Source organism: Kitasatospora sp. NBC_01246 (assembly GCF_036226505.1).
In the GTDB taxonomy this organism is placed as follows: Bacteria; Actinomycetota; Actinomycetes; order Streptomycetales; family Streptomycetaceae; genus Kitasatospora.
Genome location: NZ_CP108484.1, coordinates 4,812,792 through 4,834,608, shown reverse-complemented (window position 1 = coordinate 4,834,608; position 21,817 = coordinate 4,812,792). Strand labels below are relative to the sequence as shown.

21 protein-coding genes are annotated in these 21,817 nt (G+C 71.9%); 11 read left to right on the top strand and 10 right to left on the bottom strand.

What is annotated here, in order from left to right:
- Positions 1 to 5: 5 nt before the first annotated feature.
- Positions 6 to 299 carry a MoaD/ThiS family protein gene (locus tag OG618_RS21175; RefSeq protein ID WP_329489100.1) on the bottom strand — a complete coding sequence of 98 codons (294 nt, stop codon included), beginning with the start codon at positions 297 to 299 and terminating at the stop codon, positions 6 to 8.
- Positions 300 to 1,017: 718 nt separating this feature from the next.
- On the opposite strand from OG618_RS21175, the gene OG618_RS21170 reads away from it, so the two are divergent.
- The 5 genes from OG618_RS21170 (at position 1,018) to OG618_RS21150 (ending at position 6,597) form a co-directional block, all read left to right on the top strand.
- Positions 1,018 to 1,749, top strand: a complete 732-nt coding sequence (locus tag OG618_RS21170; protein WP_329489099.1) for a response regulator transcription factor — start codon at positions 1,018 to 1,020, stop codon at positions 1,747 to 1,749.
- Positions 1,750 to 1,873: 124 nt separating this feature from the next.
- Complete coding sequence (locus OG618_RS21165; RefSeq protein WP_329489098.1) at positions 1,874 to 2,932, top strand: LacI family DNA-binding transcriptional regulator; 1,059 nt, start codon at positions 1,874 to 1,876, stop codon at positions 2,930 to 2,932.
- 106 nt (positions 2,933 to 3,038) lie between these two features.
- Positions 3,039 to 4,190: a S1C family serine protease gene (locus tag OG618_RS21160; RefSeq protein ID WP_329489097.1), complete on the top strand. Its 1,152-nt coding sequence runs from the start codon at positions 3,039 to 3,041 to the stop codon at positions 4,188 to 4,190.
- A 122-nt stretch (positions 4,191 to 4,312) separates the two neighbouring features.
- Positions 4,313 to 5,086, top strand: coding sequence for a response regulator transcription factor (locus OG618_RS21155; RefSeq protein WP_329489096.1), 774 nt, complete (start codon positions 4,313 to 4,315; stop codon positions 5,084 to 5,086).
- A complete protein-coding gene (locus OG618_RS21150) occupies positions 5,083 to 6,597 on the top strand; it encodes a sensor histidine kinase (RefSeq protein ID WP_329489095.1) in 1,515 nt (504 codons plus the stop codon). Before OG618_RS21155 ends, OG618_RS21150 begins: the two co-directional genes overlap by 4 nt.
- Before the next feature lie 72 nt (positions 6,598 to 6,669).
- On the opposite strand, the gene OG618_RS21145 is transcribed toward OG618_RS21150, so the two are convergent.
- The 6 genes from OG618_RS21145 to OG618_RS21120 form a co-directional block, all read right to left on the bottom strand.
- Positions 6,670 to 8,463 (bottom strand): bifunctional metallophosphatase/5'-nucleotidase, encoded by a 1,794-nt coding sequence (locus OG618_RS21145; protein WP_380385463.1) that lies wholly within the window; start codon positions 8,461 to 8,463, stop codon positions 6,670 to 6,672.
- 242 nt (positions 8,464 to 8,705) lie between these two features.
- On the bottom strand, positions 8,706 to 10,055 hold the full coding sequence (locus OG618_RS21140) for an ATP-binding protein (RefSeq protein ID WP_329489094.1): 1,350 nt from the start codon (positions 10,053 to 10,055) through the stop codon (positions 8,706 to 8,708).
- Between the two features lie 18 nt (positions 10,056 to 10,073).
- Positions 10,074 to 11,648, bottom strand: a complete 1,575-nt coding sequence (locus tag OG618_RS21135) for an SCO6880 family protein (protein WP_329489093.1) — start codon at positions 11,646 to 11,648, stop codon at positions 10,074 to 10,076.
- 7 nt (positions 11,649 to 11,655) lie between these two features.
- Entirely contained in the window at positions 11,656 to 12,930 is a 1,275-nt protein-coding gene (locus tag OG618_RS21130; RefSeq protein WP_380385460.1) for a hypothetical protein, read from the bottom strand.
- Positions 12,920 to 13,738: a hypothetical protein gene (locus tag OG618_RS21125; RefSeq protein WP_329489091.1), complete on the bottom strand. Its 819-nt coding sequence runs from the start codon at positions 13,736 to 13,738 to the stop codon at positions 12,920 to 12,922. The genes OG618_RS21130 and OG618_RS21125 overlap by 11 nt, the downstream gene beginning before the upstream one ends.
- Before the next feature lie 169 nt (positions 13,739 to 13,907).
- A complete protein-coding gene (locus OG618_RS21120; protein ID WP_329489090.1) occupies positions 13,908 to 14,258 on the bottom strand; it encodes a hypothetical protein in 351 nt (116 codons plus the stop codon).
- A gap of 248 nt (positions 14,259 to 14,506) precedes the next feature.
- On the opposite strand from OG618_RS21120, the gene OG618_RS21115 reads away from it, so the two are divergent.
- The gene (locus tag OG618_RS21115; protein ID WP_329492200.1) at positions 14,507 to 15,703 is read left to right on the top strand and encodes a C40 family peptidase; all 1,197 of its coding nucleotides are present in this window, start codon (positions 14,507 to 14,509) and stop codon (positions 15,701 to 15,703) included.
- Positions 15,704 to 15,896: 193 nt separating this feature from the next.
- A complete protein-coding gene (locus tag OG618_RS21110; protein ID WP_329489089.1) occupies positions 15,897 to 16,607 on the top strand; it encodes a phosphatase PAP2 family protein in 711 nt (236 codons plus the stop codon).
- Positions 16,608 to 16,684: 77 nt separating this feature from the next.
- Here the strand turns inward: OG618_RS21110 and OG618_RS21105 are convergent, their stop codons facing one another.
- The gene (locus OG618_RS21105) at positions 16,685 to 16,882 is read right to left on the bottom strand and encodes a hypothetical protein (RefSeq protein WP_329492412.1); all 198 of its coding nucleotides are present in this window, start codon (positions 16,880 to 16,882) and stop codon (positions 16,685 to 16,687) included.
- 166 nt (positions 16,883 to 17,048) lie between these two features.
- Here OG618_RS21105 and OG618_RS21100 point away from each other — a divergent pair, with 166 nt between their 5' ends.
- Both OG618_RS21100 and OG618_RS21095 read left to right on the top strand, forming a co-directional pair.
- The gene (locus OG618_RS21100) at positions 17,049 to 17,948 is read left to right on the top strand and encodes a hypothetical protein (RefSeq protein ID WP_329489088.1); all 900 of its coding nucleotides are present in this window, start codon (positions 17,049 to 17,051) and stop codon (positions 17,946 to 17,948) included.
- Positions 17,949 to 18,120: 172 nt separating this feature from the next.
- Complete coding sequence (locus OG618_RS21095) at positions 18,121 to 18,414, top strand: hypothetical protein (protein WP_442906837.1); 294 nt, start codon at positions 18,121 to 18,123, stop codon at positions 18,412 to 18,414.
- A gap of 22 nt (positions 18,415 to 18,436) precedes the next feature.
- Here the strand turns inward: OG618_RS21095 and OG618_RS21090 are convergent, their stop codons facing one another.
- Positions 18,437 to 18,841, bottom strand: coding sequence for a metal-sensitive transcriptional regulator (locus tag OG618_RS21090; RefSeq protein ID WP_329489087.1), 405 nt, complete (start codon positions 18,839 to 18,841; stop codon positions 18,437 to 18,439).
- Positions 18,842 to 19,257: 416 nt separating this feature from the next.
- Between OG618_RS21090 and OG618_RS21085 the strand changes: the two genes are divergently transcribed.
- Entirely contained in the window at positions 19,258 to 19,878 is a 621-nt protein-coding gene (locus OG618_RS21085; protein ID WP_329489086.1) for a DUF47 domain-containing protein, read from the top strand.
- Positions 19,879 to 19,883: 5 nt separating this feature from the next.
- Complete coding sequence (locus tag OG618_RS21080; protein ID WP_329489085.1) at positions 19,884 to 20,879, top strand: inorganic phosphate transporter; 996 nt, start codon at positions 19,884 to 19,886, stop codon at positions 20,877 to 20,879.
- A 133-nt stretch (positions 20,880 to 21,012) separates the two neighbouring features.
- On the opposite strand, the gene pstB is transcribed toward OG618_RS21080, so the two are convergent.
- Positions 21,013 to 21,789, bottom strand: a complete 777-nt coding sequence (gene pstB / locus OG618_RS21075; protein ID WP_329489084.1) for a phosphate ABC transporter ATP-binding protein PstB — start codon at positions 21,787 to 21,789, stop codon at positions 21,013 to 21,015.
- Positions 21,790 to 21,817: the final 28 nt, after the last annotated feature.

The window sequence follows — 21,817 nt, the reverse complement described above, 5'->3', positions numbered from 1 at the left end:
GCCGCTCACCCTCCCGCGAACGGCGGGAGCACCTCGACCGTGCCGCCCTCGGTGAGGGACACCGTCGCGTGGTCACGGCCGCCGACGGGAGAGCCGTCGACCAGGTAGGAGCAGTGTCCGAGCAACCGGACGAGCTTCGGCCGGTCGGCGTGCCGCGTCCTGGCCGCCGCGAGTGCCTCCGCCAGGGTCGCCGCCTCGTACGGCTCCTCGGCCAGCCCGGCCTCCGACTTCGCCGCCGCCCAGTAGCGGATCGTCCCGCTCACCCGAGCGGCGCCCGCTGGTTCGGTGGTCGCGCCCATGGCAACCCCTTCTCGTCGTCCTCGCCCGGGCCCGGTGCCCCGGGCGGGTCCCCACCGGCGGCCGAACACCACTCGAAAGAGGTACGCGTACGGTGCCGCCGATACGCGTCCCATGATGGCGTGTCCGCCGACCCGACCGGCAATCGCCCTGGCCGCGCGGGTGCCGGCGCCCGCGCGACGCTGTGGTCAGGCTCACCCCCGGCGTGCCCGAAAAGGCCGAACGGCCGCTTTCGAGCCCTCCCGGCGAGAGAGCAGGTCGGCTATCCTCGACCCCTGAGGGATCCGGGCAGAGTCGCCCCCGGATCCTTTCGTGCTTTCAGGACGCCAGTACGGACGTTCTTGCGATTCGTCGGCCCACCCCCGGCGCGGAGCAGGAACCGCCCCGCCATTCCCGGCACAACGACGTACCGGGACCAGGACGGGGTGTCGGATCCCGGCTCCGGGCCGCCGCCCGGTACGGGACAGACCGGAAGGTTCACGGGATGGGCAGGGCAGAAACGGTGCACCAGGGGTTGCGGGACCTCCGACGCACGCCTCGTTCTGCCGTGCACGCCGGTGAATCCTCCGGTGGACGCCTGGCCTCCTCCCCCACCTCCCTCGCGTCGCCCGCCGCCGCCCCACCCGGGGCCCGCGCGCGACACCTCCCCGCACGTGCGCCAACCGGCTGTGGCGGCAGCCGTCACGCGACCGCGACGACCCGGAAAGGGGACTACCGGGTATGAGTTCTCTGCTCCTCCTCACCAACGCGCTGCAACCCTCCGCGGAGGTACTGCCGGCCCTCGGCCTGCTGCTCCACAACGTCCGGGTGGCGCCCGCCGAGGGCTCCGCCCTGGTGGACACCCCCAGCGCGGACGTCATCCTGGTCGACGGCCGGCGGGACCTGCCGCAGATCCGCAGCCTCTGCCAGCTGCTCCGCTCCACCGGCATCGGCTCACCGCTGATCCTGGTGGTCACCGAGGGCGGCCTGGCCGCCGTCACCGCGGAGTGGGGCATCGACGACGTCCTGCTGGACACCGCCGGCCCCGCCGAGGTGGAGGCCCGGCTGCGGCTCGCCCTCGGCCGCCTCCAGGTGACCACCGACGACAGCCCGATGGAGATCCGCAACGGCGACCTCTCGGTCGACGAGGCCACCTACTCCGCCAAGCTCAAGGGCCGGGTGCTCGACCTCACCTTCAAGGAGTTCGAGCTGCTCAAGTACCTCGCGCAGCACCCCGGCCGGGTCTTCACCCGGGCGCAGCTGCTCCAGGAGGTCTGGGGCTACGACTACTTCGGCGGCACCCGGACGGTCGACGTCCACGTCCGGCGCCTGCGGGCCAAGCTCGGCGTCGAGAACGAGCAGCTGATCGGCACCGTGCGCAACGTCGGCTACCGCTTCGTCGTCCCGGAGAAGCCGGACAAGGGCGAACGGCCGGACCTCGCACAGCGCTCCTCGGCCTCGCTGGAGGCCTGACCGTCGGCCGGGCGGCCGACCGCCGCCCGGCCTGTCCGGATTCGCCCCGCGCTGTCCTGCCGGCATCAGCCGGGCAGGCGAGGTACCACTGCCCGGGCGGACGCCACACGCGTAGACTCCTCCCGTGGCCAAAGTGACGCGCGACGATGTAGCCCGACTGGCTGGTACCTCGACCGCGGTCGTCAGCTACGTCATCAACAACGGGCCGCGCCCGGTCGCGCCCGCGACCAAGGAGAAGGTGCTCGCGGCGATCGAGCAGCTCGGCTACCGGCCGAACAGCGTCGCCCAGGCGATGGCCTCCCGCCGCACCAACCTGATCGGCATGGTCGTCCCCGACGCCCGCCAGCCGTTCTTCGCCGAGATGGCGCACGCCGTGGAACGCGCCGCCTCCGAGCGCGGCAAGCTCGTCCTGATCGGCAACTCCGACTACGTGGACGACCGCGAGGTGCACTACGTCCGCGCCTTCCTCGGCATGCGGGTCTCCGGCCTGATCCTGGTCAGCCAGGGCCCCTCGCAGCGGGCGGCCGAGGAGTTCGCCGCGATGGAGGGCGCCAAGGTGGTGCTCCTGCACCGCCGGCCCGAGGCGATCGACGACGTCGCGGTGGTCACCGACGACGTGGCCGGCGCCGAGGCCGTCGTCCGCCACCTGCTGGAGGAGCACGGGCACCCGTACGTGGCCTGCTTCGGCGGCCCGGTCGAGTCCCCCGCCCCCGGCGACCCGGTCATCGACCACGTCGAGGGCTGGCAGCGCGCCATGGACGCCCACGGCCTGCCCACCGAACCGAACCTGATCGACGCGCCCTTCCACCGCTACGGCGCCTACGAGGTCGCGCTCGGCCTGCTGGGCTCGGCCGAGCGGCCGCCCGCCGTCTTCTGTTCCACCGACGACCAGGCGATCGGCGTGCTGCGGGCCGCCCGCGAGCTCGGCCTGCGGGTCCCGGAGGACCTCGCGGTGGCCGGCTTCGACGACGTGCCCGAGGCCGCCTTCGCCGACCCGCCGCTGACCACCGTCGCCTCCGACCGCGACGCGATGGCCCGGGCCGCGGTGGACCTCGTCCTCGACGACTCGCTGATGGTGCCCGGCTCGGACACCGAGCGGGTCCGGAAGTTCCCGTCGCGCCTGGTCATCCGCCGTTCCTGCGGCTGCCGGCCGAGCGCGCCGCAGGAGACTCGGCCGTCCTAGCGGCGGTCCCGGCCTGACCAGGCTTTATGAGAAGTCAACGGGCTTCTCGGGGGCTTCTGACCCCGTTCTCATCGGATCCTCATCCGGCGGGCGGACGTTGGTCGGCATGAGCGATCAGCAGCACGGCAGCGAGCAGTACGACCCGTACCGGGCCCCGCCCGGACACCCGCACCCCGCCGAGGGACAGGTCGTCCAGGGCATCGTCCTCGACAGCACGACCACCGGGTACCCGGCCGCCGGCCACCCCTCGGTCGGCACCCCGCCCCCGCCCCCGCCCGCGGCCCCGCCGATGCCGCCGGCGCCCCCGGCCGCCGACGGACCGACGTCCCACGGCGGGCACGGCGGGCACGGCGGCCGGGGCAGGCGCGGCCTCCTGCGCGGCCGGGTCGCGCTGGTCACCGCCGTCGCGGCGGTCGCCGCCGTCCTCGGCGGGGTGACCGGCGGTGTGGTCGCCGCCCAGGAACACGGCTCGGCCACCCGGACCGGCACCATCGCCAGCCCGGTCTCCGCCCGCTCGGACGGCAGCGCCGACGTCGCCGCGATCGCCTCGGCCGTCTCGCCGAGCGTCGTCCAGATCACCGTGAAGACCGCGAACGGCACCGCCACCGGCACCGGCGTGGTGCTCGACAAGGACGGCCGGATCCTCACCAACTACCACGTCGTCTCCGGCGCCTCCGACGGCGGTCAGGTCACCGTCACCTTCAAGGACGGCTCCACCGCCAAGGCCACCGTCACCGGCACCGACAAGTCGCTGGACGCCGCCGTGATCACCGCGAGCGGCGCCAAGGACCTCAGCCCCGCCACCCTCGGCGACTCCTCCACCGTCGGGGTCGGTGACGCGGTCGTCGCCATCGGCAACCCGGAGGGCCTCACCGGCACCGTCACCTCCGGCATCATCAGCGCCGAGAACCGCGAGGTCACCGTCCAGGTCGACGAGGGCACCACCAGCGGCAACGGCGGCTTCGGCTTCCCGAACCTGCCCGGTCTGCGCGGCAGCACCCCGCAGCAGAACAGCGGTGAGACCGCGACCTACAAGGCCTTCCAGACCGACGCCGCGCTCAACCCCGGCAACTCCGGCGGCCCGCTGATCAACGCGAACGGCCAGGTCATCGGCATCAACTCGGCGATGTACTCGGCCGGCGGCTCCAGCTCCACGGCCGGCGGCGGCACCGCCGGCAGCGTCGGCCTCGGGTTCGCCATCCCGATCAACGACATCAAGCAGGTGCTGCCCGAGCTGCAGGCCGGGCAGAACATCTAGACGGACAATTACTCCGAGCAGGTCACCTCAGCACCCCAGCAGCAGCAACCCAGCAGCAGCAACCCAGCAGGCTCCCGACAGGCTCTCCGCCGACGAGAGACGACGAGAAAGGGCAACCGCCCATGACCCCGGCCGCCGACGACCGCACCCCCGCCGAGCCCGGACCGGCCTCCGCCCGGCTCCTCGTGGTCGACGACGAACCCGCCCTCCGGGACGCCCTGGAGAGCAGCCTCGCCTTCGAGGGCTACGAGGTCGCCACCGCCACCGACGGCTACGAGGCGCTGGAGACCGTCGAGCGGGAGAAGCCCGACCTCGTCCTGCTGGACATCATGATGCCCCGGATGGACGGCCTCACCGCCGTCCGCCGGATGCGCTCGCGCGGCGACACCGTCCCGGTCCTGATGCTCACCGCCCGCGACGCCGTCGGCGACCGGGTCACCGGCCTGGACGTCGGCGCCGACGACTACCTCGCCAAGCCCTTCGAACTCGACGAACTGCTCGCCCGGGTCCGCGCCCTGCTCCGCCGCAACGCCCTCGCCACCGAGGCCGCCGCCCGCGCCGCGGCCGTCGAGGACGACAGCGAGGTCCTGGCCTTCGCCGACCTCCGGATGAACACCGCCACCCGCGAGGTCACCCGGGCCGGCAGGCCGGTCGAGCTGACCCGCACCGAGTTCATGCTGCTGGAGATGTTCCTCTCGCACCCCCGCCAGGTGCTCACCCGCGAGCAGATCCTCAAGGCGGTCTGGGGCTTCGACTTCGAGCCCTCCTCCAACTCCCTGGACGTCTACGTGATGTACCTGCGCCGCAAGACCGAGCAGGGCGGCATGCCCCGGATCATCCAGACCGTACGCGGCGTCGGCTACGCCCTCCGCCCGGCCGCCGGCACCACGGCGTGAGCGACACCGCCACCCCGCCCCCGCCCCTGCTACCGCCCCGCGTCCACCGCCGGCAGCGGCTCGCCCACTGGTACCGCGCCCAGTCCCTGCGCCGCCGGCTCACCTTCCTGACGGCGGCGGCGGTGGCGGTGGCGATCGCCCTGTCGGCACTGGCCTGCTGGTTCATCGTGGAGAAGCAGCTGTACGGGCAGGTGCGCAACGACCTGCGCAGCGTCCAACTACCGAAGGTCCGGCTCCCGGCGTACTGCCCCACCACTCCGGAAGAGGCTCTCAAGCAGGCCGCCCTGCCCTTCCCGCGCAACGGCAGCTCGCAGCAGGACCCGCCCAACTTCGCGTTCCGGGACACCCAGCTCGTCATGACCGACCCGGCCGGGGTCTGCCTGCCGCTCGGTGCCACGAGGGCGATCGCCCTCCAGCCGGACGATGCCAAGGTCCTCCAACTGCCGCCGAACCAGTCGATCTTCCGGAGCGGCCACTACACCAACGGCGCTCCCGCCCTGGTCCGGGTGTTCTGGGTCGGCACCGACAGGCCCGACGGACCACCCGTCCTGGTCATGATCGCCGCACCCACCGAACCGGTCGAGGAGTCCCTGCAGAACCTCGCCCTGATCCTCGGGGGCGTGGCCCTCGGCGGCATCATCCTCGCCGGGGTCGCCGGCCGGTTCGTGGCCCGCTCGGCGCTCAAGCCCGTCGACCGGCTCACCGACGTGGTCGAGCACATCGCCCGCACCGAGGAGGTCGGCAGCACGATCCCCGTGCACGGCAGCGACGAGATCGCCCGGCTCTCCGCCTCGTTCAACTCGATGAGCACCGCGCTCGCCAACTCCCGCGACCGCCAGACGCGGCTGATCGCCGACGCCGGGCACGAGCTCCGCACCCCGCTCACCTCACTGCGCACCAACGTCGACCTGATGATCCGCAGCGACGACACCGGCCGCCCGCTGCCCGCCGCGACCAGGACCAAGCTGCTCGGCAACATGAAGGCGCAGATGCAGGAGCTCACCGTCCTGATCGGCGACCTGCTCCAGCTCTCCCGGCCCGACACGCCCAAACCGGGCCGGATCCTGGCGGTGGTCGCCCTGCACGAGCTCGCCGACCGGGCCGTCGCCCGGGCGAAGCTGCGCGGTCCGGGGCTGGTCTTCGAGACCGACGTCGAGCCGTGGTTCGTCCAGGGCGACGCCGCCGCGCTGGAGCGCGCCGTGATCAACCTGCTGGACAACGCGGTCAAGTACAGTCCGCCCGGCGCCGCGATCGACGTCCGGCTCCACCAGGGCGTGCTGACCGTCCGGGACCACGGCCCCGGGATCCCGTCGGACGAGCTGCCGTACGTCTTCGACCGCTTCTGGCGCTCGCCGTCCTCGCGCCAGCTCCCCGGGTCCGGCCTGGGGCTGTCGATCGTCGCGCAGAGCGTGCGGGAGGCGGGCGGCGAGGTGTCGCTCGGCCCGGCGCACGACGGGGGCCCGGGCGCCCTGGCCACCGTCCGGCTGCCGGGCGGCCCCTCGGCCGACTAGCGGCCGGACCCGGACGGACGGAACGGGCGGGGCGCCCCGACAGCGCCCCGCCCGTTCCTCCGTCGGCTCCGGTCAGTCGTTGTCGACGCCCGGGCCGATGACCTTGATGCGGTCCTGCGCCGGCGCCTTCAGCGGCGCGGCCGCCGAGCTGTTGGCACCGAGGTAGGCGGCGAAGACGTCCAGGTCGGAGGCGCCGACCAGCTTGTCGGTGCCGGCCGCGAAGGCCGGGAAGCCGTCGCCGCCGCCGGCCAGGAACTCGTTGGCCGCGACGCGGTACTTGGCGGCCGGGTCGATCGCCGCACCGTTCAGCCGGATCGAGTCCACGAGCACCCGGTCGGCACCGGCCTTGCGCATGTCCAGGGTGTAGGTCAGGCCCTTGGAGGACTGCAGGACCTTCGGCGAGGCCGCGTTGGCACCGCTCACCTGCTGCTGGAGCAGCTGGACCAGCTGGGCGCCGGTCAGCGTCTTGACCTGCATCATGTTGGTGAACGGCTGGACGGTGAACGCCTCGCCGTAGGTCACCACGCCGTCGCCCTCGGCCCCACTCGCCTTGTAGACCAGGTCCGAGCGGATGCCGCCGGGGTTCATGAAGGCGAGCTGCGCCCCGCCCTTGTCGGCGGGCGCCAGGCCGGCCAGCTGGGCGTCGGCGATCACGTCACCGAGCGGCTTCTCCAGGTCGCTGTTGCCGCGGCCGTTGATGTCCGAGGCGATGTAGCCCAGCGGACGGTTGGCGATCGGCGCGGCCAGCTTGGAGTAGTGGTCGATCAGCGCCGTCATGTCCGGGGCCTTCTCGACCGTGCGGCGCACGATGTGGTTCTCGGCCTTGACCGAGGGGCGCACGATGGTGCCCGTGGTCTTGTCGAGCTTCAGGTCGATCTCGGTGTAGAGCCGGCCGAAGGAGGCGGCGCTGGTCACCGAGCGCGGCACGCCCTGCGGGTCGGGGATGGTGCAGGCGTAGGCGTTGTGGGTGTGACCGGTGACGATGGCGCCGATCGCCGGGTCCAGGTTCTTGGCGATGTCGACGATCGGGCCGGAGATGCCCTCGCCGGCGGCGCCGCAGTCGTAGTTGTAGGTGCTGCTGGCCGGCAGCCCGCCCTCGTGGATCAGGGCGACGATCGAGTTCACGCCCTGCTTCTTCAGCTCGGCCGCGTACTTGTTGATCGTGTCGACCTCGTCGCCGAACTTCAGGCCCTTGACGCCCTCGGCGGTGACGATGTTCGGCGTGCCCTCCAGGGTCGCGCCGATGAAGCCGACCTTGACGCCCTGCGACCTGGTCACCCAGTACGGGGCCAGGATCGGCTTGCCGGTCTTCTCGTTGGTGACGTTGGCGGCCAGGTAGTTGAAGTTGGCGCCCTTGAACTTGCGCCCCTCCTCGTAGCAGCCGTCCACCGGGTGGCAGCCGCCGTCCTGGAGGCGGATGAGCTCCTTGGAGCCCTCGTCGAACTCGTGGTTGCCGACCGCCGTGACGTCCAGGCCGAGCTTGTCCATCGCCTCGATGGTCGGCTCGTCGTGGAAGAGCGCCGAGGTCAGCGGGGAGGCTCCGACGATGTCACCGGCGGCGACGGTGATCGAGTCGTCCGCCGGGATCCGGGCCTGGCGCAGCGCGGTGGCGAGGTACTCGATGCCGCCGGCCGGGGTGCTGACCGGCTGACCGGTCGCCGGGTCGATCTCCCGGATGGTTCCGGACGAACCGGCCGGGGGCTCCAGGTTGCCGTGGAAGTCGTTGATCGCCAGCAGCTGGAGGTTGACGGTCTTGTGACGCTTGGCGTCCGCGGCCTGGGCGGCGGTCGGCATGGCCACGGTGCCGACGAGGCCGGCCGCGGCGACGGCGGCCAGAACGGCACGTCGGGATCTGACGGTGAGCATGAAGGTCCCCTGCACCTTGAGAGAGCGCCCGGCGGTCGACATGCGTGGACGGGCGACGGGAGGCGTTGCGCCAGTGCAGCCTAGAGTCAACGCGCGTAGCTGTCAGGACCCTGGACGTAACGACAGGGTTACCTGCTGACGAACCGTCGCCGCACGGCGGGCCGCCGGGCGGGCGCGCCGCAGCGGCCCGGAGCCGGACCGGGTTGACGCGGCGGGGGCCCCGGCGCACGCCGGAGCGGGGTTCAGAGACCTGGTTCGGATGCCAACTGGCGCTCTGCACGGGTCCGCTCAGCGACCGTGTCCTCCGTCATCGCGCGGTCGGTGTAGACCAATGGCCGCTCGGCCTCGGTGATGATGTGCTTCACCACCTGGACGTTGCCGTTGACGTCCCAGACCGCGATGCCGGGCGAGAGTGTGGGGATGATCTCAACCGCCCAGCGCGGCAGACCCAGCACCCGGCCGGTGGCTCTCGCCTCCTCGGCCTTCTGCATGTAGATCGTCCGGGTGGAGGCCATCTTGAGGATCGCCGAGGCCTCCTTGGCGGCCGCGCCGTCCACCACGTCGGACAGGTGGTGCACCACCGCCACGAAGGAGAGACCGAGCCGGCGCCCGAACTTCAGCAGCCGCTGGAACAGCTGGGCGACGAAGGGGCTGTTGATGATGTGCCAGGCCTCTTCCACCAGGAAGATCCGCTTGCGCCGGTCCGGCCTGATCCAGGTGTGCTCCAGCCAGACGCCGACGATCGCCATCAGGATCGGCATCGCGATCGAGTTCCGGTCGATGTGCGACAGGTCGAACACGATCAGCGGCGCGTCCAGGTCGATGCCGTCGGTGGTCGGCCCGTCGAACATGCCGCGCAGGTCACCGTCGACCAGCCGGTCCAGCACCAGGGCCACGTCCAGACCCCAGGACTGCACCTCGTCCACCCCGACCCCGAGCGACTCCACCGAGGCCAGCTCGGGACTGCGCAGGGTGTCGATGATGTCGTCCAGCACCGGCTGCCGGTCGGTCACCGAGGCGATCACATGGGCGTGCGCCGCCTTCAGCGCGAACCCCGCCCGCTCCTCCAACCCGCGCCCCATCGCCACCTCGACGATGGTGCGCAGCAGCGACAGCTGGCCGGTCTGGGTGATCGCCGGGTCCAGCGGGTTGAGCTTCACCCCGCCGTCCCGGGCCGCCATCGGGTCGAGCCGGATCGACTTTATGCCCAGCGCGTTGGCGATCAGGTTCCACTCGCCGACGCCGTCCTCGCCCTGCGCGTCCAGCACCACCACCTGCCGGTCGCGGAACCGCAGCTGGCGCAGCACGTACGTCTTCTCCAGCGCGGACTTGCCGTTGCCCGACTCCCCGAGCACCAGCCAGTGCGGAGCCGGCAGCTGCTGCCCGTACAGCTGGAAGGGGTCGTAGACGTAGCCCTTGCCGCTGTACACCTCGCGGCCGATGATCACGCCGGAGTCACCCAGCCCCGGCGCGGCGGTGGGCAGGTAGACCGCCTGCGCCTGGCCGGTGGAGGTGCGCACCGGCAGCCGGGTGGTCTCCACCTTGCCGAACATCAGGCTGGTGAACGCGTCGGTGAGGTTGCCGATCGCCATGCGGGGCCTCCAGGTGGATCAGCGGCGGATGCCGGTGGCGAACGGCAGGGTGTTGACGAACGCCCGGTGGTGCTCGCGGTCGCACCACTCCAGCTTGAGGTAGCTCTTGCCGGCCGAGGCACGGATGGTCCGCTTGTCGCGGGCCAGCGCCTCCGGGTTGCGCGAGGAGACGGTGATGTAGCCGACCAGGTTGACCCCGGCCGCGCCGGAGGCCAGGTCGTCACCGCGCTGGTCGACCCGGCCGGTGTGGGCCAGGTCGCGCGGGTCGACCGTCCGGTTCATCTTCGCGGCGCGGCTGGCCTCCGCCTCGTCGTTGGTCTTCTCGGTGAGCATCCGCTCGATCGCGACGTCGGTGGGCTCCAGGTCCATCGTCACCGCGACCGTCCGGATCACGTCCGGGGTGTGCACCAGCAGCGGCGCCAGGAAGTTGACGCCCACCGGGGTCAGCGGCCACTCCTTGATCCACGCGGTGGCGTGGCACCAGGGCGCGCGGGTCGCCGACTCGCGGGTCTTCGCCTCCAGGTACTGCGGGTTCGTCGCGTCCAGCTCCGCCGGCCAGGCATTGCGCCGGGACATCGCCTGGATGTGGTCGATCGGGTGGTCCGGGTCGTACATCGAGTGCAGCAGCGAGGAGAGCCGCGCCTGCCCGAGCGGCTGGCGCACCCGGATGTCGGCCTCCGCCAGCCGCGCGCAGATGTCCGTCAGCTCACGGGCCATCACCGCGGCCAGGCCCTCGTCGTCCCGGGCCCGCCGCCCGGTCGCCGTCCGGCCCATCGCGTGCGCCTCGGCGGCCAGGTCACGGGTGTAGTGCATGCAGGCCACCAGGTACGCCCGGTGCTGCTCGGAGGAGGTCGACACCATCGACTGCAGCTGGTCGTACGAGTCCTTCAGCCAGCCCGGCGCGTCGTGGTCACCGCGCCGCTCCACGTCCTTGGCGTGCGCGTCCGGGTCCGCCGGCAGCGTACGGGCCAGGATCTGCAGCCGCGTCACGAAGCCGTCGCCGTTGGCGACGTGCTTCAGCAGCGTGCCGAACCGGTCGACCAGGGCCTCCTGGTCCTCCGAGTCGCGCAGGCCGACGCCCGGGCCCTCGATCTCGATCGCGGCCGTCACCGTCCGCCGCTCCAGGTGCATCAGCACCCCGACCTCGTCCGGCCCGAACGGCGCGGCCAGCCAGCGCAGCCGCCCCACCCCGGGCGGCGGGCCGACCTCGACCTCCCGCCCGTCCATCCGGGTCCCGGCGTCCATCACGTCCGACTTCCACACCGCCCGGCCGCTGCGGACCGTCCGGCGGTAGGTGCGGTTGATCTCCACCCACTTGTAGAACGTCCGGCGCCGGTACGGCACGTACACCGCCGCGATCGCCAGCAGGGGCAGACCGACCAGACCCGCGATGCGCAGCGGCAGGATCGGCATCAGCAGACCCCAGAGCATGCCGAGGAACGCCCCGAAGATGATCAGGACGATCTCGCCGGACTCCCGGTTGCGGCCGATCGGCGCGTTCGGGCGGGCCTTGCCGATCAGGTAGGTGCGGCGCTGGTGCACGTACGGCTGGGCGTACTGGGCGCCGTACTGGCCGAGTGGTTCGCTGCTCACTTACCCGTCACCCTCCCTTCGCTGGATTGCTGTCGCGGGTCGAGGCCGAGGCCGGCGAGGCCTGCGGCGGCGGCGCGGGGGACCGCGTGGCGTGGGCGGCGATGCCCGGCGCGACCGAGCCGCCGCCCACCCCCGGGCTGCCGCCGCCCCCCTGCGCGCCGCGGTCGCCGTGCGTGCTGATGCCCTGCTTCACCAGGTTCGCCGTGCCGTTGATCATCGCCGACCCGGCCGACACCGCGCTGGCCCGGGCATGGCGCATGCTCATGATCTCGTCGCCGAAGCCCGGCACGAAACGGTAGACGGAGGCGCTCGCGAAGATCGAGAGGAAGAGGATCGCCAGGCCGGACAGCACCCGGGCGAAGTCGTCGTTGGCCCCGGCGCCGGTGGCCACCGCGCCGGCCAGCCCGAGGATGATCACGATGATCGGCTTCGCCAGGTCCACCGCCAGCATCACCCCGGCCCAACGGCGCACGTGCTTCCACAGCTGCTTGTCGACCAGCCCCGCGTACACCGCCGTCCCCAGCAGCGCGCCCACGTACAGCATCGCCGCGCGGATCAGCAGCTCGACCCAGAGCACCGCCGCCGCCAGCACGGCCACCAGCGACACGATGATCAGGATCAGCGGGCCGCCGCCCATGTCACCCTTCTCCAGGGTGTCCGCGAACCCGCCCAGGTACGTCCCGGTGTCGGACTTCGTCCCCACCGCGATCGCCGTGGTCAGCCCGTCCGTCGCGCTCACCACGGTGTACAGGATCAGCGGCGTGAACGCGGAGGCCACCACGGTCAGCCACAGGAAGCCGATCGCCTCCGAGATCGCCGTCGTCAGGGGCGCGCCGCGCACCGCCCGCTTCGTCACCGCCAGCAGCCAGAGCACCAGCGTGATGATCGTCGAGGCGGCGAACACCACCGCGTACTGCTGCAGGAACGACGCGTTGGTGAAGTCCACCTGCGTCGTCCCGTCGATGGCCCCCGACAGCTTCCGCACCACCCAGGACGCCGCCTGCGCACACCCCTTCGCGAGCGCCCCGAGCGGATCGGTGACACTCCCGACGGTCCCTGAGCCGGGAAGCGTACCGCTGCCGCCCGGCGCGCAGTAGACGTCGTTGCCGGGAAGCGGCACTCCCGGGCAGCTCGTATTGGTCGGGCCGGAGGTCGGCGAGGGGCTCGGCTCGGCGAAGGCCCGCCCGGCCGTCAGCACGACCGGGAGAACGCTTGCCACCGCACCTGCGGCCAGCCTGCCCAACCCACGGCGTACGGAACCCGGACCAGCGTCAGCGGGCATAGCGGAAGCCTCCGAACTGCTCGACGGCACCAGTGATCTCCTCGGCAGTCGCGGCCTGCTGGTCCGGCGGGACGGGTGCGGGGCCCGCCACCCGGCTGTAGTCGGTGAGTTTCCAGTCCGTACCGGTCCACCGCAGGCTGAGAGTCAGCGTGAACCATTCCTCCGAGACCGGACGGACCGAGCGCTCACCCGCCAGGCCGAACAGACCCGTGCACCAGACCTCGACCTTGACGCTCTCCGAGCTGTACCCACTGCTCTTGGTCCCGACCGGAACAGTCCGGCTGACGAAGGTCAACCCCTTGGGTGCGCGCCCCTGCGCGTCGACACCGAACCTGGCCGCGGTCTCGGGTGTGAACCCCTGGTCCAGGCGGGTCTGGAGGGCCGCGACGGCCGACGGGTCGGCGATGGTGGCCACGATGGTGTGGCGGCTGTCGGTGCGGAACATGTCGGCCGAGCCGATGGCGACCGCGTAGTTGGTGGCGGCCGACTGCGCGCCCTGGTCGGTGTGCGGGAAGCCGCCGGCGATCCCGTTGGTCGTGGTGCCGACGGGCTGGTCCCCGCTGGGCGCCGGCCCGGCGCCGGAGGCGGCCGTGGGGGCGACGCCGTCGGCCGAGCGGGCGGGCCCGGAGCCGGGGTCGGCCTTGCCGCGGTTGGCGATGGAGATCGCCACCACGAGCAGGGTCACGACCACCAGGACGGCCAGCAGGGTCCGCAGCGGTCGGGGCTGACGGGCGGTCGGCTGGGACGAGGGCTGTTCGCCGACCGGCAGCCGCGTACGGGTGTGCGGCTGGTCGTCGGACAACGGCACGGCGGCCCTCCTGGTGCTGGGAGCCGGGGAGGCTCCGGGGGCCCCTCCGCCCGTGGGCGGGCGCGGAGGGAGGGGTGGTGGGGTGGACTCCCGACGAGGGCTCCGACGGAACCGGCGGCCGGGCGGGCGGACAGCCGTGCCGCCCACGCGCGCCCGAACTGTCCGATCGTCAGATGGCCATGCCGTACACAATGGTGAACAGAGTGCCAAGTGATCCAATGATGAACACGCCGGTCAGCCCGGCGATGATCAGTCCCTTGCCCTGTTCGGCACCGAAGCTGTCCCGCATCGCGGTCGCACCGATCCGCTGCTTGGCCGCGCCCCAGACGGCCAGGCCGAGGCAGGCCAGGATCGCCACGGCCATGACGACCTCGACCATCACCCGGGCCTCCGACCCGAGACTCGCGAACGGGCCCCAGTCCGGGGCGATCCCGCCGATGATGGTGTCGATATTCGGCTTCTTAGGAGGGTCTTCGGCCAGGTGGCCGATCGCGAGTCTGTCCACGCTGCTCAGGTTCATTTCCATCTCACCGCCCGATCAGGCAAATTCAAGGGCCCAGACCCCGTCCGCGCGAAGGGTCGGTACCTATTCTTGGCCAGATCTGATGTCGACTTGGCTGCTTCTCGCGGATTGGTCGTGCGGCACCGGACACGTACGCGAGGATGTCCACCGTACGAAGGATAGCGCTCACTCTTTGTATCTCTGATGATTGCGGTGAGCAACGCCTTCCGGGACACTTCGACTGACGATTCGTCGGGATGGTGCTGATGGTACTCCGGAAGGCCGGTACGGCCGCCGCCGCTGCGGGAGTTGTAGCGGTCGGCTTCATCGGGCTGGTCACGGTTGCGACGTATGCGGCCAGTGGTGCGCCGCAGCAGTCGGCCAATCGCGCCACGCTCTCCCCGGGCACCGTTCCGGCGGCCTACCAGGGGCCGATCCAGCAGTGGGGCTCGCTCTGCCCGGAGATCTCCCCGCCGATGCTCGCGGCGCAGCTGTACCAGGAAAGCGGCTTTGACCCGGGTGCCCGATCGCCGGTCGGCGCGCAGGGAATGGCGCAGTTCATGCCGGCCACTTGGGGAACATACGGCACGGACGGCAACAATGACGGCAAGAAGGATGTCTGGGACCCGCTGGACGCGATCGCCTCGGCCGCCACGTTCGACTGCGCACTCGCCGACGACGTCGCCAAGGTCCCGGGCGACCGCCAGGCCAACCTGCTGGCCGCCTACAACGCCGGCCCGTACGCGGTCACGAAGTACGGCGGGATCCCGCCGTACAAGGAGACCCAGGGCTATGTGAAGAACATCCAGGCCATGGCCCGCAGCTTCACCGCGCCGACCGCGCCGGTGGCCGTCTCCCAGCAGTCGGCCGGGGCGATCTACTTCGCCCAGACCAAGCTCGGCACCCCGTACCTGTGGGGCGGCGAGGGCCTGCCCTCGCAGAACGGGCGGTTCGACTGCTCCGGGCTGACCCAGGCGGCGTACGCCAGCGTGGGCATCACGCTCCCCCGGGTCGCCAACGACCAGTGGTACGCCGGGCAGCACCCCTCGCGCGACCAGCTCCGCCCGGGGGACCTGGTGTTCTGGGCGACCGACCTGGGCGACCCGCGCACCATCCACCACGTCGGCATCTACGTCGGCGGCGGTTACATGATCAACGCCCCGCACACCGGCGCGGTGATCCGCTACGACAAGATCGACAGCAAGGAGTACATCGGCGCCACCCGGGTCACCTCGGACGGCGCCGAGGCGCTGCCGGTCCGCAACACCGACGGCAGCATCACCGGCCCCAGCCGCCCGGGCACCCCGGACTCTACGGCCCCGTCGGCCCCCGCCGCCCCGGCCAACCAGGCCGCCCCCGCGCCGCCGTCCGCCCTCGGCGCGCCCGGCTCCGCGGCGACCCGCCGGGCGGTCGCGGCCGGCCCCTCCCCGACAGGTGCAGGTCAAAACGCTGCAAAGAGCTGAACCCTCCGGGCCGCCGGGTGTGAGTGCGCTGTGGACGCTGAGTCAAGTTTCCATAACCGCGCGTTTCCGTGGAACGCTGTGCACCGGTTATGACGTTGTGTTCGTTGGCTCCACGTCAGCTCCCTGAACAGGGCGGGGACGGCGGGCCACGGCCGGATCGAACAGGTGCTGCGGAACCAGAAGGAGGTGCGGCGTGTCGACGCCGCTTGCCGACACGACCAACCCCGACCTCGGACTGCTCTACGCCGTCAACGGCCTGGCCAAGCGCTCCCCGCAGTGGTTGGACCACTCGGTCTCCTGGATCGGCGAGTACGGCATCCTGATCGGCCTGGCCCTGCTGGGGCTGGTCGGCTGGCTCCAGGCGCGACGCCGCCCGGACGCCCCGGTGGCCGTCGCCGGCCTGCTCTGGGCGCCGCTCGCGGTCGCACTGGCCGAGCTGGCGAACCTGCCGATCGCCGCCATCGTCAACCGCCCGCGGCCGTTCGTCGACCATGCCGGGCTCGACGTGCTGGTGGAGGGCAAGGAGGGCACCCACTCCTTCGTGAGCGACCACTCGACGATGTCGATGGGCATCGCGGTGGCCCTGTTCCTGGTGAACCGGCGGCTGGGCTGGATCGCCGGCGGCCTCGCGCTGCTGCAGGGCTTCTGCCGGATGTACATGGGCGTCCACTACCCCACCGACGTGATCGGCGGCTTCGCGCTCGCCACCGCGGTGGTCCTGCTGCTGGCGCCGATCGCGATGGCCGTGCTGGTCCCGCTCTGCCACGCGCTGAGCCGCACCGCCGCCGCCCCGCTGATCCGGGCACCGCAGTCCGGCAACCGCCCGCGCGGCGGCCGACGGGGGCGGACGGGCGGCACCGTGACGTCCGGCGAGCAGCCGCCGGAGTCCGACCTCGCGGCCTAGCGGCGGGACCGTCGAGGCCGCGTCCGGCCGGCGCCAGACCGTCGTCCGGCCGGCGCCAGACCGTCGTCCGGCCGGCGCTAGACCGTCGTCCGGCCGGTGCCGTTCCCGGCCAGGTGGTCGGCGGCCTCGCGTCTGGTCAGGTCCCGGGAACGGCGGGCCGGTGAGAACCAGCCGCACGCGCAGGTCGCGAAGCAGAAGGAACCGCGCTCGCCGATCTCGACGCGGTGCTCGGGCATCCGGGCGGTGCCGGGCTCGGCCGGCAGCTCACTGTGCACGTGCTTCACCGTAACGCGCCCGGGACCCAGCGCGCGACGCCCGCCGTGCGCCGGTGCCGCGTAACCCTTCGATGCCCAACTCGTTTGCCCGGAAAGAGCTCTGCCCACCCGGTGGTGGTGGCCGGCGGGGCAGTCGGGGCCCGAGGGGGTTGTCGCGAGGATGAAGATGACCGACCAGCAGCGCAGCGGCCGGCGGCACGGTCGCCCACTGCCCCACCTGCGCTCGGCGGCCGGCGCCGCCGTGCTCGCCGCCGCGCTCGCCGGGCTGGCCGGCTGCTCGGGCGCCACCGCCGACTCCGGCGGCTCGGCCGACCAGAAGGCGGGCGCCGACCGGCTCTCCGCCGACCCGGTGACGGCCGTCCGCAGCGCCGCCGACATCACCGGCCGGACGGGCTCCGCGCACACCGCGACCGAACTGGTCACCGAGTCGGCCGAGAAGAAAGCCGTCTTCACCGGCACCGGCGGCTACGACTACGTGAAGCGGATCGGGCGGCTGGAGGTCGCGGTGCCACCCGGCGCGGCGACCACCGGGAAGATCGTCGAGGTGGTCCTGCCGGGCAGCGTCTACCTGCAGAACAGCGGCGCCAAGGTGCCCGAGGGCAAGTGGGTCAAGCTCGACGTGCGCCAGCTGCCGGACGGCAACCTGGTCAGCAGCGGCGCCACCGAACCGGCCTCCGCCGCGGGTGCGCTGCGCGGGGCGCAGAAGGCGGACCTGGTCGGCACCGAGACCGTCGACGGGGTCCCGCTGAAGCATTACCGGGGCACCCTGGACCTCGCCAAGGCCGCGGACGCGACCGGCGGCCGGGGCGGGGACGGCCTGCGGATGGGCTCCCAGACCTTCACGGTCAAGGACGTCCCGTACGACGCCTGGCTGGACGAGCAGGGGCGGCTGCACAAGGTGGTCGAGATCTTCACCTTCGCCGGCGTGGCCGGGTCCAAGGAGGCGAAGGACCAGGTGAAGGTGACGTCGACCACCACACTGTCGGACTTCGGCAAACCGGTGGAGGCGGCCGAGCCGCCCGCCGCCGACATCTACGCGATGAAGCCCACGGAAAGCCCGAAGTAGCCGGCGGCGGGGACGCCGCCGGATCGGGTGGGCCACCCCGGGCAGCGCGGCCCACCCGTTTCGGCGGCGCCGAGATGGCCCGTCCGTGCCATGTGGACGGGCTGCGAAGTGCCTAGGCTGGACATCGGGTGGCTGCCGCCCGGGCTGGCGAGGCGCTGAAGGGGTGGTGCAGGTGGTGTCGTCCACGGGCGGCCGCAGCGGCGGCCACGAGGACGCGGCCCTCGACGAGATCGACCTGGCCGGCGAGCTGATGATCGCCGCCACGGCCAGCGACGGCGACCGGCTCCCGCCGGAGCGGATCGACGAGGTGCTGCTGCTGGACCGGCCCGACGGCGCCGCGGCCGCCGACCGGCCGTCGGAGGCGGGGCACCGGACGCCCCAGGAGCGGGCGCCCGGACGCGCCGGCCGACGCTCCGGAGCCGGGCCCGCGGCGGGCCCCGGAACCGGCCGCCAGGGCAGCTCCTAGACCCCCGCCCCCGGCCGAGGGGCTAGCTGCGCAGCAGCCGGCCGATCGCAGCGGTGGCCTCCGCCACCTTGGCGTCCAGCTCGGCGCCGCCCTCCTCGGCGGCCGCGGCGACGCAGTGCCGCAGGTGCTCCTCCAGCAGGGACAGCGCGAAGGACTGCAGGGCCTTGGTACCGGCCGACACCTGGGTCAGCACGTCGATGCAGTAGACGTCCTCGTCGACCATCCGCTGGAGGCCGCGGATCTGGCCCTCGATCCGGCGCAGGCGCTTGAGGTGGGCGTCCTTCTGGGCGCTGTACCCGTGCGGACCGTGTCCGCCGTGCCCACCGTGCTGTGCGGGCGCCTCCGGAGCGGCCGGCCCGGCGGCGGTGCCGTGCGGCTCGCCCCCCGGCGCCTGGTCCGGGTCGGTGCGCGCTTCCGTCGTGGTCATCGGCCCGCCTTCGTCTGGATGCCTGGGTGGCTGCGTCGGCCTCCAGTGTCCAACACCGGGGCCGGTCGTGGTGTTCCTCCGGCGCGGTCCACGGCCCAGAGGGGCCCCAGAGCGGCCCCGGACGGGCTCCGGACGGGCTCCGGGCGGGGTCCGGCCGGGCCCCGGGGCCGGGCCGGAGGGTGGTTCCCCCGTCCGGGCCACACCCCGCTGTTCCGCGCGCACGGCAGGGGCAAACCGCGCGAGGTTCCGTCAGACTGGGGGCTCACGTCCGCACATGGGTGTGCGGGCCGGGTGCACCACTACGGCGACCAAACGGAAGCGGAGGATCCGCCTCCCCTCGCACCACCCCGTTTGCGCAATTGCGCTTGGTTGCACCTAGCATCGTTCAGTCCCTACCCCGCACATCGGAGATTTCCGTGCGTTTTAGCCTGACCCCGAAGGAGACGAGTTTCTACGACATGTTCGCCGCGGCCGCGGAGAACCTCGTCGTGGGATCGAAGCTCCTGCTGGAGCTGCTGGGATCAGACGTGTCGGCCCGCGCGGAGATCGTCGAGCGCATGCGCGCCGCCGAGCACGCCGGGGACGACACCACCCATGCGGTCTTCCACCAGCTGAACTCGTCGTTCATCACGCCCTTCGACCGCGAGGACATCTACAGCCTCGCCTCGTCGCTGGACGACATCATGGACTTCATGGAGGAGGCCGTCGACCTGGTCGTCCTCTACGACATCCAGACCCTGCCCAAGGGCATCGAACAGCAGATCGAGGTGCTGGCGCGCGCCGCCGAGCTCACCGCCGAGGCGATGCCGAACCTGCGCACCATGTCCAACCTCACCGAGTACTGGATCGAGGTCAACCGGCTGGAGAACCAGGCCGACCAGATCCACCGCAAGCTGCTCGCCCACCTGTTCTCCGGCCAGTACGACGCCATCGAGGTGCTCAAGCTCAAGCAGGTCGTGGACGTCCTTGAGGAGGCGGCGGACGCGTTCGAGCACGTCGCCAACACGGTGGAGACCATCGCCGTCAAGGAGTCCTGACCCCCGTGGACCTGGCTGCACTCATCGCCGTCCTCGGCGTTGCGTTCTTCTTCACCTACACCAACGGCTTCCACGACTCCGCGAACGCCATCGCCACCTCGGTCTCCACCCGGGCCCTCACCCCGCGGGCCGCGCTCGCGATGGCCGCGGTGATGAACCTGGCCGGCGCCTTCCTCGGCAGCGGCGTGGCGCACACCGTCTCCAAGGGCATCATCGCCACCCCGACCGGCAACCAGGGCATGGCGATCCTGTTCGCCGCCCTCGTCGGCGCGATCGCCTGGAACCTGGTCACCTGGTACTTCGGCCTGCCGTCCTCCTCCTCCCACGCGCTGTTCGGCGGCATGGTCGGGGCGGCCCTGGCCGGCGGCACCGAGGTGATCTGGGGCGGCGTCCTCGACAAGATCGTCATCCCGATGATCGTCTCGCCGATCGTCGGCCTGGTCGGCGGCTACCTCGTCATGCTGGCGATCCTGTGGATCTTCCGGCGGGCCAACCCGCACCGCGCCAAGCGCAACTTCCGGGTCGCGCAGACCGCCTCGGCCGCCGCCATGGCCCTCGCGCACGGTCTGCAGGACGCCCAGAAGACCATGGGCATCGTGGTCATGGCGCTCACCATCTCGGGCCACCACGACAGCAGTGACATCCCGGTCTGGGTGAAGATCTCCTGCGCCACGATGCTCTCGCTGGGCACCTACGCGGGCGGCTGGCGGATCATGCGGACCCTCGGCCGCAAGATCATCGAGCTGGACCCGCCGCAGGGCTTCGCCGCCGAGGCCACCGCCTCGACGGTCATGTACATCACCTCGTTCGTCTTCAAGGCGCCGATCTCCACCACCCACGTGATCACCTCGGCGATCATGGGCGTGGGCGCCACCAAGCGGATCCGCGCGGTCCGCTGGGGCGTCGCGAAGAACATCGTGCTCGGCTGGTTCATCACGATGCCGGCCGCGGCGATCGTCGCGGCGCTGATGTACTGGTTCGTCCACCTGTTCTGGGGCTGACGCCCCGGGCCGGGCAGGACGCGACGGCGGACATGGCAAGGGCCCGCCCCCACGTCTCGGGGGCGGGCCCTTCCTCATACTTCGCGGCGGCACCGCCATGCAGCACCACGAAGCAGCTCTGGCTCCGGGCGGTCTAGCCGAAGCGGCCGGAGATGTAGTCCTCGGTCGCCTGCACGGACGGGTTGGAGAAGATCCGCTGGGTGTCGTCCAGCTCGATCAGCTTGCCCGGCTGGCCGACCCCGGCGAGGTTGAAGAAGGCGGTGCGGTCGCTGACGCGGGCCGCCTGCTGCATGTTGTGCGTCACGATCACGATCGTGAACTGGGACTTCAGCTCGCCGATCAGGTCCTCGATGGCGAGGGTGGAGATCGGGTCGAGCGCCGAGCAGGGCTCGTCCATCAGCAGGACCTGCGGCTCGACCGCGATGGCGCGGGCGATGCAGAGGCGCTGCTGCTGACCGCCGGAGAGGCCGGCACCCGGCTTGTTCAGCCGGTCCTTGACCTCGTTCCACAGGTTGGCGCCCTTGAGGGACTTCTCCACCACGCCGTCCAGGACGGACTTCTTGCGGACGCCCGCGAGCTTCAGCCCGGCGATCACGTTGTCGTAGATCGACATCGTCGGGAACGGGTTCGGCCGCTGGAACACCATGCCGACCGCCCGGCGGACGGCGACCGGGTCGACGTGCGAGCCGTAGAGGTTCTCGTCGTCCAGGAGCACCTTGCCCTCGACACGGGCGCCGGGGATCACCTCGTGCATCCGGTTGAGGGTCCGCAGGAAGGTGGACTTGCCGCAGCCCGAGGGGCCGATGAAGGCCGTCACCGAGCGGGGCTCGATGCTCATCGAGATGTCCTCGATGGCCTTGGTGGTGCCGTAGAAGGCGGACAGTCCGCTGACGTCGATGCGCTTGGCCATGATCGTTACTTCTCTCGCCCGCGGCCGG

What these genes read in the sequence shown, in the direction of transcription:
- OG618_RS21170 (WP_329489099.1), top strand. Translation starts at nt 1,018, where the DNA reads ATGAGTTCTCTGCTCCTCCTCACCAACGCGCTGCAACCCTCCGCGGAG.
- pstB (WP_329489084.1), bottom strand. Translation starts at nt 21,789, where the DNA reads ATGGCCAAGCGCATCGACGTCAGCGGACTGTCCGCCTTCTACGGCACC.
- OG618_RS21115 (WP_329492200.1), top strand. Translation starts at nt 14,507, where the DNA reads ATGGTACTCCGGAAGGCCGGTACGGCCGCCGCCGCTGCGGGAGTTGTA.
- OG618_RS21175 (WP_329489100.1), bottom strand. Translation starts at nt 299, where the DNA reads ATGGGCGCGACCACCGAACCAGCGGGCGCCGCTCGGGTGAGCGGGACG.
- OG618_RS21090 (WP_329489087.1), bottom strand. Translation starts at nt 18,841, where the DNA reads ATGACCACGACGGAAGCGCGCACCGACCCGGACCAGGCGCCGGGGGGC.
- OG618_RS21140 (WP_329489094.1), bottom strand. Translation starts at nt 10,055, where the DNA reads ATGGCGATCGGCAACCTCACCGACGCGTTCACCAGCCTGATGTTCGGC.
- OG618_RS21120 (WP_329489090.1), bottom strand. Translation starts at nt 14,258, where the DNA reads ATGAACCTGAGCAGCGTGGACAGACTCGCGATCGGCCACCTGGCCGAA.
- OG618_RS21160 (WP_329489097.1), top strand. Translation starts at nt 3,039, where the DNA reads ATGAGCGATCAGCAGCACGGCAGCGAGCAGTACGACCCGTACCGGGCC.
- OG618_RS21130 (WP_380385460.1), bottom strand. Translation starts at nt 12,930, where the DNA reads ATGCCCGCTGACGCTGGTCCGGGTTCCGTACGCCGTGGGTTGGGCAGG.
- OG618_RS21155 (WP_329489096.1), top strand. Translation starts at nt 4,313, where the DNA reads ATGACCCCGGCCGCCGACGACCGCACCCCCGCCGAGCCCGGACCGGCC.
- OG618_RS21145 (WP_380385463.1), bottom strand. Translation starts at nt 8,463, where the DNA reads ATGCTCACCGTCAGATCCCGACGTGCCGTTCTGGCCGCCGTCGCCGCG.
- OG618_RS21100 (WP_329489088.1), top strand. Translation starts at nt 17,049, where the DNA reads ATGACCGACCAGCAGCGCAGCGGCCGGCGGCACGGTCGCCCACTGCCC.